The organism is Limnohabitans lacus (assembly GCF_030053395.1).
Taxonomy (GTDB): Bacteria; Pseudomonadota; Gammaproteobacteria; order Burkholderiales; family Burkholderiaceae_C; genus Limnohabitans_A; species Limnohabitans_A lacus.
This window is the reverse complement of sequence record NZ_JASGBH010000004.1, coordinates 1-13,226: the sequence shown is the minus strand read 5'-3', so window position 1 is coordinate 13,226 and position 13,226 is coordinate 1. Positions and strand designations below refer to the sequence as shown.

The following is a 13,226-nucleotide window of genomic DNA, read 5'->3' as shown; positions in this document are numbered from 1 at the left end:
GTCGAACGATAGCGGAAAGTTCAATTGACCGTCTTCAATTGCTTTGGCCTAATTTTTCGGATTTATCGGACCGAGATCGGGCAATGTTGTTTGCGTTATCGCTCCAATGTGGATTGCACGACCGCCCGATGGAGCAAGGACAAGTCGCTGACTGTCTGACCTCTGCGTTGAGAGATCCGACGATCCGAGTGCCGCCTGATGAAACGATAGTGAGCGTGACTTGGAGGATGAACGAATTGTTTGCGGTTGCTTCACTTCCTACAGCAAAGCAATTTCGTTGAATGGCGCTGCTAAGCAGAGTAGGGGTACCCACACGAAGGAAACGAAGTTGAGCGCAACTTCGGAGCCCACATTCCAACACTAATCGAGCTGATCGAGTCAGGGCGGATTTGAGGCTTTACCAACATCAAAATCCGGATACCCGAAATTTTTACAACATCATCTGGAATTGACCAATACCAGACGCGGGCCGGGCATCAAATTCCTCAATCATTGCTTTGACTTCTAAGCGCACTGGGCTTGTGAACGTCATTTGGCGCAATTCATCAACGTATCGCCGTTCAAGCCAAGTCCAAAAATTGATCTGGGCAATGGCCGTTTCTCGCGCGATGAGGTTAGGTGAGTTCATGATGATGTGATGGCTTGGGGCTTGGCTTTGTGCAATGATTGACCAGAACACTTAATGCTTGACCATGTGGAGGCTGAGATGGGAGTTACCGAATTACCGGCGTCAACCGCGACAAACCAAATGTCCAACACTTCTTCGCGATATTTTCGCTATTGTGCATGGTGCTGCAAAGAAAGGCCGCCTGAGGGTGGTGTAGATATCAGCCAGGGACAATGGAAATGCAGTGTGTGTTGGCTGCGCAAAGCGCGGTTACCGGTCAAAAGCGTGTGAGCGTGCCGTAAATTTTGGGCTGATAGCCCCTTATCTCGGCAATCCAAGATGGATCTTGATGGCGTCTTCCACCGCCAGCATATCTGCTTTGTCCAAGCTTGAAAGTTGGCTTTTTAGCCTCGTTTTGTCTGCCGCCATGATTTGGTCGGCCATGGCTTTGCTGGACTGTCCTGCAATACTGACCAATGCCTCGCCTGGATAGGCCCTACCCGTATTACTCGTCAATGGGACAACGACAACTCTGGCCAAATTCCTATTGGCGGCATCGTTGCTGACGATGACCGAAGGTCGGGTTTTCTTGATTTCCGTGCCCATGGCTGGATCAAATTCAACCCACCAGACTTCACCGCGTTTCATTGGCCATGTCCTTCGAGAGAGCGCTGGTCCACTCCATCGCTTCGGCTTCACGCCCTTGGTCCTGCGCCATGGCCTTGTATCCGTCATCAAGGGATCTGCCCAGGACGTGTGGGCGAAGCAAATCCTCAATGAACTGACTCATTTTGCGTTTACCGATCGTTCGCCAAAGTCCTTCGTAGACCGCCTCATCGAGCGTGATGGTCATTTTCTTGTGCATGATTGCTCCAAAAACGTTATACGTATACATTGTACGGCCGTGCGCTCCAAGCCGAAGCCCCACGAAACAAGTCCAGGAGGCTAAGTTGTAAAACCCCCAAGGTATCTTGCAACTTGTTCGCCAACAAAAAACAAGTTGTTTGTAGCGCGTTTTCTGATAATATGCTTTTTGTCTAGCTTCGTCTGCGGTTTTTAGGGGGCTCAATCCGCAGACTTTCGGACGCTCAACATCCTCTGTAACCCGCATGGCTACTGGCTTTGCGGGTTTTTTATTGTCCAAAACAGACAGCCGTCTACTCGCCGTGTTGCAGCCCCGTTCAGCCGCCCTTCGAGTTGCTGAATATTTGGGCAATATTTCAGCAAGCTATTGTTTTTATTGAACTTTTCACAAAACACCCTGTGAATAATATCTTGTAATTTATTTGGGGGGTCTCGCACAGTTGTTTGTCGCGAGATTCTTGACAAACGCTCAAAGTTCATTCCGTGCACTGGTTGACCCCGGTGCACGGTTTGCTGATCTCCTCAGCGGACCATGTCCTTGAGCCGGGGATTGACCTCCCCGGCTCTCCTTTTATCGAGGGCCATGGGCTCGCGCCTCGTGGTCTTCTTGCGGAGAAACCCATGAACACCCACACTGCCTCACGATTGAAACACGTTCAGTCGATGGTTCTGACCACTTGCATATCAATCGCTACATCGCCCGCCATCGCTCAGGTCACGGTCAGCTCTGGTGGTGGTGGCTGGGTATCAAATAAGTTGAATATTTTGTACGCGGTCCTTACAGGCATCACGGGTCTTTTGATGATCATTGCCTGGACGTTTGCAGGTTACAAATTCATGTACCACGAGCAAACCAAGTTGACCGACTTGAAAGGCTTGTTCATCGGTGGTCTTTGCTGCGGTGGTGCCAGCTATTTGTCATCCACCATGCTCAGCTGAGGCAAGGCCATGCCTGAATGCCGAGTATTCAAGGGTGCAACTCGCCCGCCCATGATCGGCGGGGTGCCCTTGGTGCCGATCGTCGTTTTGTCACTGACCACGCTCATGCCATTGGCCATCTTTGTGATTGCGCGGATTTACGTCATGGTACCGGTCTTTATCCTGATCTTTTTGACTGGATTTCTCTGGCTGCGCCTGATCAGCAAAAAAGATGGCTGGCGCTTCAAGCAAGAGTTCTTGCGCTTTCGGTTGCGTGCCCAAAAGGGAAATCCGCAAATTTGGGGCGGCATCAGTTACAGCCCATTGCGCATCAAAAAACACAAAGCGCCATGACAGCCGCACGGCACGCTGGCCGTTATTTCGTCGCTTTGATGGTCTCCTTGTGGTGTCCGGTTTTACCGGCCAATTCAGGACTGAATGCCGAAGCCAGCGGCCGTTTGGAAGTCTCCTTTTCTCCCAATGAGGGCGCTCAGGCCTTGGTCATCAAAACCATTGCCACAGCTCAGCGAGAAATCCACATGCTGGCCTACAGTTTTACAAGTTCGCCTGTGACGCAGGCTTTGTTGGCGGCTCGCAAGCGGGGCGTGGACATCAAACTGGTGGTCGACCAAGCGCATAACTTGAATCAAGACCACAGCGCAAAGGCGCGATCCGCATTGTCTTCACTGGCTACAGCAGGTGTGGACGTCAGGGTCACCAACGCATTCGCCATTCACCACGACAAGTCCATTGTGGTGGACCGCAAACATGTCCAGTTGGGCAGCTTCAATTACAGCGCCGCCGCGGAAAGCAAAAATTCAGAAAATGTGCTGGTCAATTGGGACAACCCAGCCTTGGCAGCCATTTATCTCAAGCACTTCACGCGCAACTACGCGCAGTCGGTGGTTTTCCGTGCGGGCTACTGACACCATCGTCGACAACAGGGATGCACGAATTTGTATCCGCCTGGGCAGCCTTTGTGGTGTGCTCAAAGCGCTTTGCATCCAACAAGACGTATCGCTCAACGACGAAATCCGTGACATGGTCGCGGCTGTGCTGGCCAAGCCCGATGCCCTCAATCTTCAGGTCATAGATGACGATGACCGCATCAGAGTCAATCTGGGGGCGTTGAGGGCTGACTTTGCGCAATGGTGCAAAAGCCACGGATTGACCGAAAAAGCAGGGTTGCGCTGGGTGGTTGCACAGAAATTTGAGCAGTTGATTGGGAACCTGAAGAATGATCCACAGCGGCAGATCCCATCGGCCCCGGCAGAAATTGGACTTATCTCTCCGCCAGGTCAAGCCATTGTTGGCATCCAAGAAGAGGCTCACGAGCCATCCAGACTGCGCCTAAGGCTCAAAGCCAGTGAATTGGAGGCGGTCACGCGGTTGGCTGAGCAAAGACGGGTCAGTCCTCAGCGCCTGGTCACTCAGTTGTTGAGGGCCTTTTTGCTCAAGTCTGCGGTTTTTAGCGAACAAGAGACGGTGGATATGGGGGCTGTGAATTTGTCGCTCATGCGCATTGGAAACAACCTCAACCAGATTGCCAAGCAACTGAACGCGCAAGCAGTCAGTACCAGTCGACCAGGTGAGGGCGCTTATTCGGAGTTTGAGGCGACCCATTTGGAGATTCGCCAGTGCCTTGCGCAGCTCGACTGCCATGTCAAAACGTGCGCCAACGCCTTGGCACTCTCGCGTGAGCGCTGGCGCATCGAGCTCAAGGATTGACCATGGCCAGCAAAGTGTATGTCGACCGCGTTTTGGTGCATTGGGGTGAAGAGTTGCTCTGGGACGACAACCATCGCAGCGTGCAAAAGAAAGCAGTCCTTTCCAACCCCTTTCGAGCAAGCAGTGCTCATTCTGGGGGCGCTGGAGCGGCCGCGTCCGCAGCGACCGCTGCAAGGGTCCGTGCTCACGTGGCTGCCATGGTTCGCCAGGCACCGCAGGTGATGGTCAAAATCACGGGTGGTGGCGCGGATATGCGGCGCATTGGTGCCCATATTGACTACATCGCTCGAGGCGGACGTTACAAAAAAAAGGGCGAGGACGAACTGGAGATCGAAACGGACGATGGCCAAACGGTCCAGGGTGAAGACGCTCGCCGTCGTCTCAAAGAGTTGTTTGCTTTCAGCGGCACGCCCATCCCCGCTGAAGTCCAGGATTTCAAGGGTGACACCACGCTCGTGCGTCGGCAGCGTCGTGAGGCCTTAAACATGATTTTGTCGATGCCGCATGGAATCAATCGGGAGCAAGTCAAGGCGGCAGCACGGGCAACTGTCAAAGAGCTTTTTGGGGACAACCACTTGTACGTCATGGTTCACCACGAGGACACCGATCACCAGCATACCCACGTAGCGGTCAAGATGGCGGGACACGACGGCAAGCGACTGAACCCCAAAAAAGCGGATCTGGAAAACTGGCGGCTGATTTTTGCCAAGCACCTCAACAGCCGAGGGATTGATGCGGTGGCCACCAGACGGCGCGTTCGGCTCCAGCGCAAAAAAGGAGAAAGCCAAGCGGTCCGTCAAATCAAAGATCGGGGTGAAGAGCCGATGCGCGAGCTGACTTCCCAAACTCAGGCGGCTCACAAATTCAGGGCGCAAGAAAACGAAAAAACGGTCTCTCACGCCTATGTTGAGATGGCCAAGGCACTGGCCACCAGCGAGCAGACCGAGGACCGTCAGTTGGCCAAAGGCCTGCAAGGCTATTTGGAGCAACACGGCGTTCAGGTGCGTTTGCGCAGGCAGCCAGGCATTCGTTGAAAGCACACGCCATGCTGATGCCCGAACTCATGCTTTCTCTTGCGCTTGCTTGTGCGCCCATGGTGCATCCTGACACTGCACTGCGTCTGGTCAAACATGAAAGTGGCAACAATCCGTTTGCCATCGGCATCAACGGCCCATACAGACTTTCCCCTCAACCCACATCCCGCGAGCAAGCGGTGGCCACAGCCAAGATGCTGGTGGCCGCAGGCCTGTCGATTGACATGGGCTTGGGGCAAATCAACTCGCGCAATTTGTCATGGCTTGGATTAACGGTGGAAACCGTCTTTGACCCCTGTCTCAATTTGCGAGCCATGCAAGCTGTATTGCTGCAAGGTTATCAAAAGGCCTCCAAGACCTACGGTCCCGGGCAGCAAGCTCTGGTGGCCGCACTCAGCTCTTACAACACCGGGCATCCAGAGCGTGGCGTTCGAAATGGCTATGTCGCGTCGGTGTTTCGAACCCGTGTTCCCCCGGTAAGCCGGTGGCCTGAAAAATCAATTCATGTGCAAACCCAAGGAGAGCCATGAATACGACAGATGACTCCTTCGACAGCCCATTCGATGGCCTATTTGACGGCCCATCTGGACTTTTGCGGCAAAGCTACGCAGGAGCGGTGCGCCAACGTTTGCTTGAAATTGAGCGAGCCGTTCAATCTGGCCAGAGGCACGAGGTCATCATGCTGCGCATGCAGCAAGCAGGCATGAGCGCGTCTATGGGAACTTTCAGAAAAAGTTTGTCCCGTGCAAGGATCTGGTGGCGCAGACAACTGTTCATTCAGATGGACGGCAAGGCGGTGTGGTGCCCTGCGAAAGTGCAAAGCAGTGCCTTGCCAGATCACCCAAGCAAAACGCAACCAGAAACAGGCCTCAGCGGCCCATCACCCCTACCAGCTGCTCATCAGTTGACGGTCACAAGCGCTTCGCCTGATTTGCGCAAACCGCAGCCACAGCCTGCAACGGATGCAATTGATGCTGCGCGGGCCCAAGCGCCACGTACCAAATCGGCTCCAGACGCACGGCGTGCGGATCTTGACCAATTTTTCAAACCGAAATCTGTGTTCGCCAAAACTTGATCTGAAAGGTCTCTCATGAAAATCGCTGTTTTGAACTTCTCTGGCAATGTGGGCAAATCCACCATTGCCAGGCATTTGCTCAGCCCCCGTATGCCCGGTGCGGGCATTGTTGCTGTTGAGACCATCAACGCAGACAGTGCCAGCGACAACACGATCCGTGGTGCCGATTTCGGAAAGCTGCAGCGTGATCTCCAGCTCGAGGACGATGCCATTGTCGATGTGGGGGCAAGCAACGTGGAGCAGTTCTTGGCGCTCATGCGCCAGTACCATGAAAGCCACGAGGACTTTGATTTGTACCTGGTGCCTGCGGTACCGGCTTTGAAGCAGCAGCGCGACACCACCGAATGCATTGTGGAGCTGGCCAATCTGGGCGTGCCTGCTCACAAAATCTTTGTGGTGTTCAACCTGGTCGAGCCGGGGCTGGATGTGCAAACCACGTTTGAGCCTATTTTTAACTTTGTGGATGCCATGCACCTGTGCATGACAGATCCACAGGCGGTCATCTACAAAAACGATGTCTTCGCGTTGATCAGGAATTCTGGCGATTCATTGTCGGACGTGGTCAATGATCCCACCGATTTCAAAGCTGCCATCAAAAACGCCAGTGATCCAGCAGAAAAATTGGCCTTGGCCGAGCGCTTGTCCGTTCGGAGACTGGCTGTGGGTGTCAATCAGAATTTGGATGCCGTGTTTGAGCGAGTGATGCTGTCATGCCAGGCTGGGTAAGGGGGCATGAACAGGGTGAGGATGACTCGGGCAGTGGCTACCCTGAGGCAGGGGGCGTGGATGCTCGTGGCGATGCTTACGCGGCATCTGCGGCGCGGGCGCTGGGATCGCAAACGACTGCACCGGCCATCCCAAGCAAATCAACCTTGACACAAAGTCAACGCGATGAATTGATCGCCGAAATCTTGGGCGATGTCGTTGATTTGTCTGACCAGGTCAAGCAGGTGGCAGGACAAGTTCAAGCCCTTGGGCAAGCGTTGAGTGCCAACGATTTTGTACGCTGGCGAAACACCTTGGATCTCAAGATGAGCGAATTGGCCGATGTCAATTTGTCCGAACAGTCGGCCAAACGGTTGGGCTCCTTTGCGCAGGCCTACATTGAACAACTCTCGCGCGAAACCAACACCATGGTGACTTTGCAGGCCAAACGAGCTGTGGCCGATACCTTGGCGTTTAACCAGTTGTTTGACAAGCTCAATCGGGATTGGTTGCTCAGGTTGGGGGGAATTGGTGCTACGTCCTTTATTGCGGCATTTGTGGGCGCCTTACTGGCCCATATGGCTTGAAAATCATGAAAGGTTACATCGTATGAAACACAAACCAATTCTTCGCATGGGGTTGGCGGCGGCTTTGCTGGCTCACTTAGCCGCGGCGCCTGCACAGGCACAAGGGCAACTGGATGGGGACGCAAAACTCGCCTGCGAGGCATTGTTGTGCTTGGCTGCAAGCGCCCGCCCGTCAGAATGCTTGCCGTCGATTAGAAGGTATTTTTCTATCAGTTTCAGGCGATTTGGTGACACGCTGCGCGGTCGTCTGAATTTCCTGAACATGTGCCCGATCGTTTCGCAGCCCCACATGACTGCTTACAAAAACTCCATCATCCATGGGGCAGGGCGCTGCGATGCTGCCAACATCAATCAGGCCAATTTCACGAGCATGGGTGATGGCGAGTCCTATATCGGGAATGTCATGCCAACGTATTGCGTGGCTTATTACGGAAATGGCTTGCAACAAGCAGTCGCACCCGTGTACGTGGGCACCCCCATGCAAGGCGGCCATTGGGTTGAGGCTCAAGACTACCCGCAAGCCTTACAGGCACACAACGACATGTTGGCCAAAGCAGCAGCTGCTGCGGCCGCTGCGCAACAAAGCAACTGATCGATCACTTCATTCAAGGGGGCTCCATGAAGCGCGTTTATCGGATTGGCTCCAGGGAGTTTTACCCAGGGGACGAAGATTTTCAGCAAATTCTCGCGCATGCGTATGCCAATGGGACAAGGCCACTGTGTGGATGCAACCGGATCTCGCCGGTTGAGCTGTACGTGGCCAAAATCGCCAGCCGTGCAATCTACGAATTACGTAGAATGCCCAAAGCTGGTTCAAAACATGCCAGTGATTGCGACCACTACGAGCCGCCACCGGGTTTGAGTGGCTTGGCGCAAGTGCAGGGCCACGCAATCTTGGAGGACGCCCTGACAGACACGGTGGAACTGAAACTGGATTTCGCCCTGTCAAAAATCAGCGGTCGCACGCTCCCCACACCTAAAGACACGCCGGCCGACAGCGTCAAAAGTGATGGGACCAAACTGACGCTCAGAGGTCTTTTGCACTACCTTTGGCACACGGCTGGATTGGATAAGTGGTACCCGGCCATGCAGGGCAAACGGACCTACGGCACGATGTACAAATACATCAACCAGGCCGCGACCGGCAAAGTGGCCAAGTCACAGCCCTTGGGCGACATGTTGTATGTGCCAGAGCCCCATGACCCAGCGAGAGAGGCGGATATTCGCAGTCGCCGGATGCTTCGACTGGCTCAACTGGCTAGCAGTTCGGGCACAACCACGCGCCTAGGTCTGGTGGTCGGCGAGCTGTACGAGCTGCGTCCTGCTCAATTTGGGTATCAGGCGGTCTTCAAAGGGGCCATGGATTGCCCATTCAGGGTCAATGAAGACTTGTACAAACGCATGATCAAGCACTTCAAAACGGCACTTTCCATGTGGGATCAAAACCTGACGGACAGCCACTTGATCTTGATTGGAACGTTCACGGTTGACTCGGCAGGTATGCCATTGCTCAACGAGGTGGCAGCCATGAATGTGACGCAGAACTGGATACCCTTTGAGTCGATTTACGAGAAAAGCCTGATCGACCGCCTGACGGAACAAAAGCGCGTATTTTGGAAATGTCTGAGGTTCAATTTGCCCATCAGTGCGCACATGGCCAATGCGGTGCTCACCGACACAAGCGTTGCTACAGCGCTGTGCGTTTTGCCACCAGGAGGCACAGAGGAAGACCAAGATGAGCTGGTCAAACAGATCGGTTCGGACGATATGCCGTTGTGGTTTTGGCGGGCGGGAGAACAAGAGATGCCTGAGTTGCCGAAAAAGGCTGACAGCAATGCTTAGCCCGATCCGTTTTCGGAGTACGGCCACTGTGGTTGCCGGTCTGACAGCCCTGTGTTCGTCTTTAGTCTTTGCGCAAGGCGCGGATCACTCAAAAGTCGATGCTGGTCCCAATTGTTTGATCTTGGGAGATTCGATCGCAGTCGGGACCGCACAACAGGCAAGATGCATGGTGGCCGCACTCAATGGAATCAGTACCAAGCAATGGGTGCGACAGTTCTCGGCAACTGTTGAGCCTATCGCCTCTGCGTTTGAGGTGGTACTGATCTCTCTTGGCTCAAACGATGGAAAATTACCAGACCCAATGACATACCAGTACCTTGCCCGTGCCAGAAAGTCGGTGGCGCACGCCAAGCGCGTAATCTGGATTGCGCCTGGTCCCCAGTTTCCGGCTCGAGCGCAAGTTCAAGCCGTGGCCATGATGCACGGTGATGTGGTTTACGAGCGGCCAGTGGAGCAGCTGCACGCTGACAGCGTGCATTTTTCTAAGGCCGGTTACCAGCGGATTGCCAGCCTTGTTTTCAAACAGTGATCTGCGGCGCTGCGCATTGTTGTCGAAATGCCGGAGTTGCCCACGAAGGCTGACGGCAATGTTTAGTCTGATCCGATTCCTGGTTAAATAACGAGCCAGGTAGTTTCCCGTGGTGTGGCGTATTTTGTCGTTATTTTTTTCAAAGTCAGTCAGAAAGAGGTGGTATACCCGATAATCTCGCAGGTGCAAAAATGGTCACTTGATCTGTACTGGGCTTGCGATGCAAGTCGAAATACACACTCAAAGAAAGCACAAAGTGGTAGGTCCAAAGTCAAAACCGCGTCGATCTGGTCAATCGAAAAATGAAGGGCTGACAGAGCAACTTGTTTTTAAAGCCATGAACAGGCTGGGCTATTACGATGGGGGTCAAGCGATCATTGTCGAGCCTAAAAAGTCAGCCAAACCCCAGATCCAAAAACTCTTAACTGCTGCAAGTAAACGCAGCGGTGGAACGGGTCCTGGCTATCCCGACTACATCATCAGAGACGAAAGTCAAGAAGATGTTGTGGTCGTTATCGAATGCAAGGCGGACATCACAAAGCATGTCAGTGACAGTCTGGATCGGTATGCGGACTACGCCGTTGATGGCGCTCGACTGTATGCCGACTGTATTTCCAAAGCATTTGACGTGTTGTATATCGGGGTCAGCGGGCAAACTCAGGAAGAGCTCACGGTCTCCCACTACGTCAAGCTACGAGGTGAAAAGGATCACAAAGAAATTCTTAAGGGGTGCGGTCTGCAGGCATTCCCGACTTACCTCGAACAGCTTAAAAATCAGCGGTTCAGGGTTGACTATTCCGCTTTGCTTGAATACGTGGGTGGACTCAATAAACAGCTGCACGGCAAACGCATTCCAGAAAAACAAAGAGCCATCCTGTTCAGCGGCATCTTGTTAGCCTTGGAGGATGCCACTTTCAGAAGGTCCTACCGGCTTCACGCCAATTCTGAAGACGTGTTGGATACGATGATCCAGCAACTGTCCAAAATTTTAGAGAAAGCCGCATCGAAATCGATGGACAAATTTGCCGGTCTGCGTGACGAATTTTCTTCTATTCGTCGCAGTCCAGCTTTGATTCGTGATGGTTATTTCAAAGAGTTGGTGCAAGAAGTTGAAGAGCATGTTTACGCATTCGTCAAGGGCAATGAGTACCATGACATCGTCAGTCGCTGTTATGTAGAGTTTCTCAAGTACGCCAACGATGACGGCAGCCTTGGTATTGTGTTGACACCGGCTCACATTACCCAGCTGATGTGCGACTTGGCGGGCGTCGGTAAAGACTCTGTTGTACTGGACAATTGCTGCGGTACGGGTGGATTTTTGGTGGCGGCCATGGGCAAGATGGTGGCAGCCGCCAATGGCGATAAAGACAAAATTGATCGTATCAAAAAGCAGCAATTGGTGGGTGTGGAGTACCAACCACACATTTTTAACCTCGCCGTCTCCAACATGATTATTCATGGGGATGGGAAATCCAATATTTTCCATGAGGACTGCTTCAAGTCCACGAATCTTGTTAAACCATTCAGGCCCACTGTTGCGTTGCTTAACCCCCCATTCAACGATGGCAGTGGCATAGATGAGTTGCAGTTTGTCGGGCAGGCCCTTGGATGTTTGGAGCCCAATGGCATAGCGATTGCGATTGTGCCTATGAGCTGTGCCATGTATGACAGTGGTCAGGGGCTGGCGGTCAAACAAAATCTTTTAAAGCTTCACTCACTTGAAGCCTCTATGTCGTTGCCAAATCAACTCTTCAACGACAAAGGCGCAAACACGTGTGCATTGGTGTTTCGCGCACATGTTGCACACGACCCAAAGAAAAAAACTTGGTTTGGCTACTGGCGCGAAGATGGCTTTGTTAAATCCAAACGCAGGCGTGAGGACAGCGCGGGAAGATGGCAGGCAATTCGAGAGCAATGGCTAGATGCTTTCCTCAACAGAACCGTTGTCACGGGCTCCAGTCTTTTGCACTCGGTTACAGCTGAGGACGAATGGTTGTGCGAAGCCTATCTGGAAACAGATTACAGCACCATAACGCAAGCAGATTTTGAACGTGATGTGATGCGTTTTGCCCTCTACAACCTCATGCTTGAAATTCAAAGTCCGGGAAGTTCTGAGGCACTCCATGACAAGGCTTGATGATCTATTCTTGATCAAAGCGGGATTGGTCAGCAGTCGCGTCACGGTATCCAATACCAAAACCAAATCCAGCATTGCTTATTTGAGACCAGCAAAAACCCAGCAAAGAACACTGGCTGGATGGGTTGAGCGCAGTTCGGTGCCCAGCGAACACAGGCATCCGATCTATACGCTCTTTGTATCGACGGATGGTGAAGGTAGTCACACGTATGCCTATGTTTCCACCTTTGAGTTTGTTGCCAACAGTAATGTTTGCGTTCTCCTACCCAAGCGGGAAATGTCTCTGGCGGAAAAGATTTTCTACGCCAAAGCGATAACGCTCAATCGAGGCAAATTTTCTTATGGACGCAAACCAAAAGGGGAGCGCCTTAAATCCATAGAGCTGCCAAACACCCCGCCTGATTGGGTTAAAAATCCAATTGATTTCGATTCAACTTTTGGGGGTCTTCCGAATTTTCCGGTTAAGGCAATTCAACGGCGTCACCTCAAAGCTGGCACATCTACTGTGAGCCTGTGTGAGTTGTTCGAGGTCAATTACGGGACGAATCTGGAACTCAATGCTATGGATGTCAATCCGCATGGCATCAACTTTGTGGCCAGAACATCGCAAAATAACGGTGTGAGCGCTAAGGTCCAAAAACTCTCAGAAATGGAGCCTACTGAGGGCGGTGTTTTATCGGTAGCTGGGGGAGGTTCTGTTCTTGAAACCTTCCTGCAAGTTGAACCTTTTTACAGTGGAAGAGACCTTTTTTACCTTCGCCCTAAAACGAAGATGTCTGTTGATGTCATGCTCTTTTACGCAACATGCATTAAGGCCAACCGCTACAAATACAGCTATGGCAGGCAGGCGAACAAGACTCTGCGTGATCTGAAACTCCCGGCTATTGAGTGTGTTCCTGCATGGGTCAATGGTGCCTTCGAGCGTGTCTCTGTGAAGATCAAGGTGCTTACCGCAGAAACGCTACAAGCAGTCATTCTGGCACCTTCAGATAAATTTATTGGTGATGGTGTTGACTTGGCTGAGTGGATTGCAGAAGGCCGGGCATGAGTTTTGTCTTGGCCAACTCGGTTTCCATACCCCTGATGGTCAGTCCAAATTCCCCCACCCGTGGCCACCCCAAATTCCCCCAGGCAGCGCCCTCAGATTATGACGCGTCAGCTTGGATGACCAAGCGCGCCGCCGCCTCCTTGAGCCTATAG

17 protein-coding genes are annotated in these 13,226 nt (G+C 52.7%); 14 read left to right on the top strand and 3 right to left on the bottom strand.

The window, feature by feature from the left end:
- Positions 1 to 430: 430 nt before the first annotated feature.
- The 3 genes from QLQ16_RS06575 to QLQ16_RS06565 form a co-directional block, all read right to left on the bottom strand.
- Complete coding sequence (locus QLQ16_RS06575) at positions 431 to 628, bottom strand: hypothetical protein (RefSeq protein WP_283223896.1); 198 nt, start codon at positions 626 to 628, stop codon at positions 431 to 433.
- Between the two features lie 300 nt (positions 629 to 928).
- The gene (locus QLQ16_RS06570) at positions 929 to 1,255 is read right to left on the bottom strand and encodes a type II toxin-antitoxin system PemK/MazF family toxin (protein WP_283223895.1); all 327 of its coding nucleotides are present in this window, start codon (positions 1,253 to 1,255) and stop codon (positions 929 to 931) included.
- A complete protein-coding gene (locus tag QLQ16_RS06565) occupies positions 1,242 to 1,472 on the bottom strand; it encodes a DUF8778 family protein (RefSeq protein ID WP_283223894.1) in 231 nt (76 codons plus the stop codon). The genes QLQ16_RS06570 and QLQ16_RS06565 overlap by 14 nt, the downstream gene beginning before the upstream one ends.
- 620 nt (positions 1,473 to 2,092) lie before the next feature.
- Here QLQ16_RS06565 and QLQ16_RS06560 point away from each other — a divergent pair.
- The 14 genes from QLQ16_RS06560 (at position 2,093) to QLQ16_RS06500 (ending at position 13,074) form a co-directional block, all read left to right on the top strand.
- The gene (locus QLQ16_RS06560; protein ID WP_283223893.1) at positions 2,093 to 2,410 is read left to right on the top strand and encodes a TrbC/VirB2 family protein; all 318 of its coding nucleotides are present in this window, start codon (positions 2,093 to 2,095) and stop codon (positions 2,408 to 2,410) included.
- A gap of 9 nt (positions 2,411 to 2,419) precedes the next feature.
- On the top strand, positions 2,420 to 2,743 hold the full coding sequence (locus QLQ16_RS15815) for a VirB3 family type IV secretion system protein (RefSeq protein ID WP_431310390.1): 324 nt from the start codon (positions 2,420 to 2,422) through the stop codon (positions 2,741 to 2,743).
- On the top strand, positions 2,740 to 3,315 hold the full coding sequence (locus QLQ16_RS15810) for a phospholipase D family nuclease (protein WP_431310389.1): 576 nt from the start codon (positions 2,740 to 2,742) through the stop codon (positions 3,313 to 3,315). Before QLQ16_RS15815 ends, QLQ16_RS15810 begins: the two co-directional genes overlap by 4 nt.
- Before the next feature lie 115 nt (positions 3,316 to 3,430).
- Positions 3,431 to 4,117: a plasmid mobilization relaxosome protein MobC gene (gene mobC, locus QLQ16_RS06550; RefSeq protein ID WP_283223891.1), complete on the top strand. Its 687-nt coding sequence runs from the start codon at positions 3,431 to 3,433 to the stop codon at positions 4,115 to 4,117.
- A 2-nt stretch (positions 4,118 to 4,119) separates the two neighbouring features.
- Positions 4,120 to 5,151: a relaxase/mobilization nuclease domain-containing protein gene (locus QLQ16_RS06545; protein WP_283224118.1), complete on the top strand. Its 1,032-nt coding sequence runs from the start codon at positions 4,120 to 4,122 to the stop codon at positions 5,149 to 5,151.
- An 11-nt stretch (positions 5,152 to 5,162) separates the two neighbouring features.
- The gene (locus QLQ16_RS06540; protein ID WP_283223890.1) at positions 5,163 to 5,681 is read left to right on the top strand and encodes a lytic transglycosylase domain-containing protein; all 519 of its coding nucleotides are present in this window, start codon (positions 5,163 to 5,165) and stop codon (positions 5,679 to 5,681) included.
- The gene (locus QLQ16_RS06535; protein WP_283223889.1) at positions 5,678 to 6,226 is read left to right on the top strand and encodes a hypothetical protein; all 549 of its coding nucleotides are present in this window, start codon (positions 5,678 to 5,680) and stop codon (positions 6,224 to 6,226) included. The genes QLQ16_RS06540 and QLQ16_RS06535 overlap by 4 nt, the downstream gene beginning before the upstream one ends.
- 15 nt (positions 6,227 to 6,241) lie before the next feature.
- The gene (stbB, locus tag QLQ16_RS06530) at positions 6,242 to 6,952 is read left to right on the top strand and encodes a StbB family protein (protein WP_283223888.1); all 711 of its coding nucleotides are present in this window, start codon (positions 6,242 to 6,244) and stop codon (positions 6,950 to 6,952) included.
- A gap of 146 nt (positions 6,953 to 7,098) precedes the next feature.
- The gene (locus tag QLQ16_RS06525) at positions 7,099 to 7,518 is read left to right on the top strand and encodes a hypothetical protein (RefSeq protein WP_283223887.1); all 420 of its coding nucleotides are present in this window, start codon (positions 7,099 to 7,101) and stop codon (positions 7,516 to 7,518) included.
- A 22-nt stretch (positions 7,519 to 7,540) separates the two neighbouring features.
- Positions 7,541 to 8,110, top strand: a complete 570-nt coding sequence (locus QLQ16_RS06520; protein WP_283223886.1) for a TrbM/KikA/MpfK family conjugal transfer protein — start codon at positions 7,541 to 7,543, stop codon at positions 8,108 to 8,110.
- Between the two features lie 26 nt (positions 8,111 to 8,136).
- The gene (locus tag QLQ16_RS06515) at positions 8,137 to 9,360 is read left to right on the top strand and encodes a DUF1173 family protein (RefSeq protein ID WP_283223885.1); all 1,224 of its coding nucleotides are present in this window, start codon (positions 8,137 to 8,139) and stop codon (positions 9,358 to 9,360) included.
- A gap of 166 nt (positions 9,361 to 9,526) precedes the next feature.
- Positions 9,527 to 9,889: an SGNH/GDSL hydrolase family protein gene (locus tag QLQ16_RS06510; protein WP_283223884.1), complete on the top strand. Its 363-nt coding sequence runs from the start codon at positions 9,527 to 9,529 to the stop codon at positions 9,887 to 9,889.
- Positions 9,890 to 10,109: 220 nt separating this feature from the next.
- Entirely contained in the window at positions 10,110 to 12,026 is a 1,917-nt protein-coding gene (locus QLQ16_RS06505) for an HsdM family class I SAM-dependent methyltransferase (RefSeq protein WP_283223883.1), read from the top strand.
- Positions 11,977 to 13,074, top strand: coding sequence for a restriction endonuclease subunit S (locus QLQ16_RS06500; RefSeq protein WP_283223882.1), 1,098 nt, complete (start codon positions 11,977 to 11,979; stop codon positions 13,072 to 13,074). The genes QLQ16_RS06505 and QLQ16_RS06500 overlap by 50 nt, the downstream gene beginning before the upstream one ends.
- The last annotated feature ends 152 nt before the right edge of the window (positions 13,075 to 13,226 follow it).

What these genes read in the sequence shown, in the direction of transcription:
- QLQ16_RS06520 (WP_283223886.1), top strand. Translation starts at nt 7,541, where the DNA reads ATGAAACACAAACCAATTCTTCGCATGGGGTTGGCGGCGGCTTTGCTG.
- QLQ16_RS06515 (WP_283223885.1), top strand. Translation starts at nt 8,137, where the DNA reads ATGAAGCGCGTTTATCGGATTGGCTCCAGGGAGTTTTACCCAGGGGAC.
- QLQ16_RS06540 (WP_283223890.1), top strand. Translation starts at nt 5,163, where the DNA reads ATGCTGATGCCCGAACTCATGCTTTCTCTTGCGCTTGCTTGTGCGCCC.
- QLQ16_RS06575 (WP_283223896.1), bottom strand. Translation starts at nt 628, where the DNA reads ATGAACTCACCTAACCTCATCGCGCGAGAAACGGCCATTGCCCAGATC.
- QLQ16_RS15815 (WP_431310390.1), top strand. Translation starts at nt 2,420, where the DNA reads ATGCCTGAATGCCGAGTATTCAAGGGTGCAACTCGCCCGCCCATGATC.
- QLQ16_RS06510 (WP_283223884.1), top strand. Translation starts at nt 9,527, where the DNA reads ATGGTGGCCGCACTCAATGGAATCAGTACCAAGCAATGGGTGCGACAG.
- stbB (WP_283223888.1), top strand. Translation starts at nt 6,242, where the DNA reads ATGAAAATCGCTGTTTTGAACTTCTCTGGCAATGTGGGCAAATCCACC.
- QLQ16_RS06505 (WP_283223883.1), top strand. Translation starts at nt 10,110, where the DNA reads ATGCAAGTCGAAATACACACTCAAAGAAAGCACAAAGTGGTAGGTCCA.
- QLQ16_RS06570 (WP_283223895.1), bottom strand. Translation starts at nt 1,255, where the DNA reads ATGAAACGCGGTGAAGTCTGGTGGGTTGAATTTGATCCAGCCATGGGC.
- QLQ16_RS06565 (WP_283223894.1), bottom strand. Translation starts at nt 1,472, where the DNA reads ATGCACAAGAAAATGACCATCACGCTCGATGAGGCGGTCTACGAAGGA.
- mobC (WP_283223891.1), top strand. Translation starts at nt 3,431, where the DNA reads ATGGTCGCGGCTGTGCTGGCCAAGCCCGATGCCCTCAATCTTCAGGTC.
- QLQ16_RS06535 (WP_283223889.1), top strand. Translation starts at nt 5,678, where the DNA reads ATGAATACGACAGATGACTCCTTCGACAGCCCATTCGATGGCCTATTT.
- QLQ16_RS06560 (WP_283223893.1), top strand. Translation starts at nt 2,093, where the DNA reads ATGAACACCCACACTGCCTCACGATTGAAACACGTTCAGTCGATGGTT.
- QLQ16_RS15810 (WP_431310389.1), top strand. Translation starts at nt 2,740, where the DNA reads ATGACAGCCGCACGGCACGCTGGCCGTTATTTCGTCGCTTTGATGGTC.
- QLQ16_RS06545 (WP_283224118.1), top strand. Translation starts at nt 4,120, where the DNA reads ATGGCCAGCAAAGTGTATGTCGACCGCGTTTTGGTGCATTGGGGTGAA.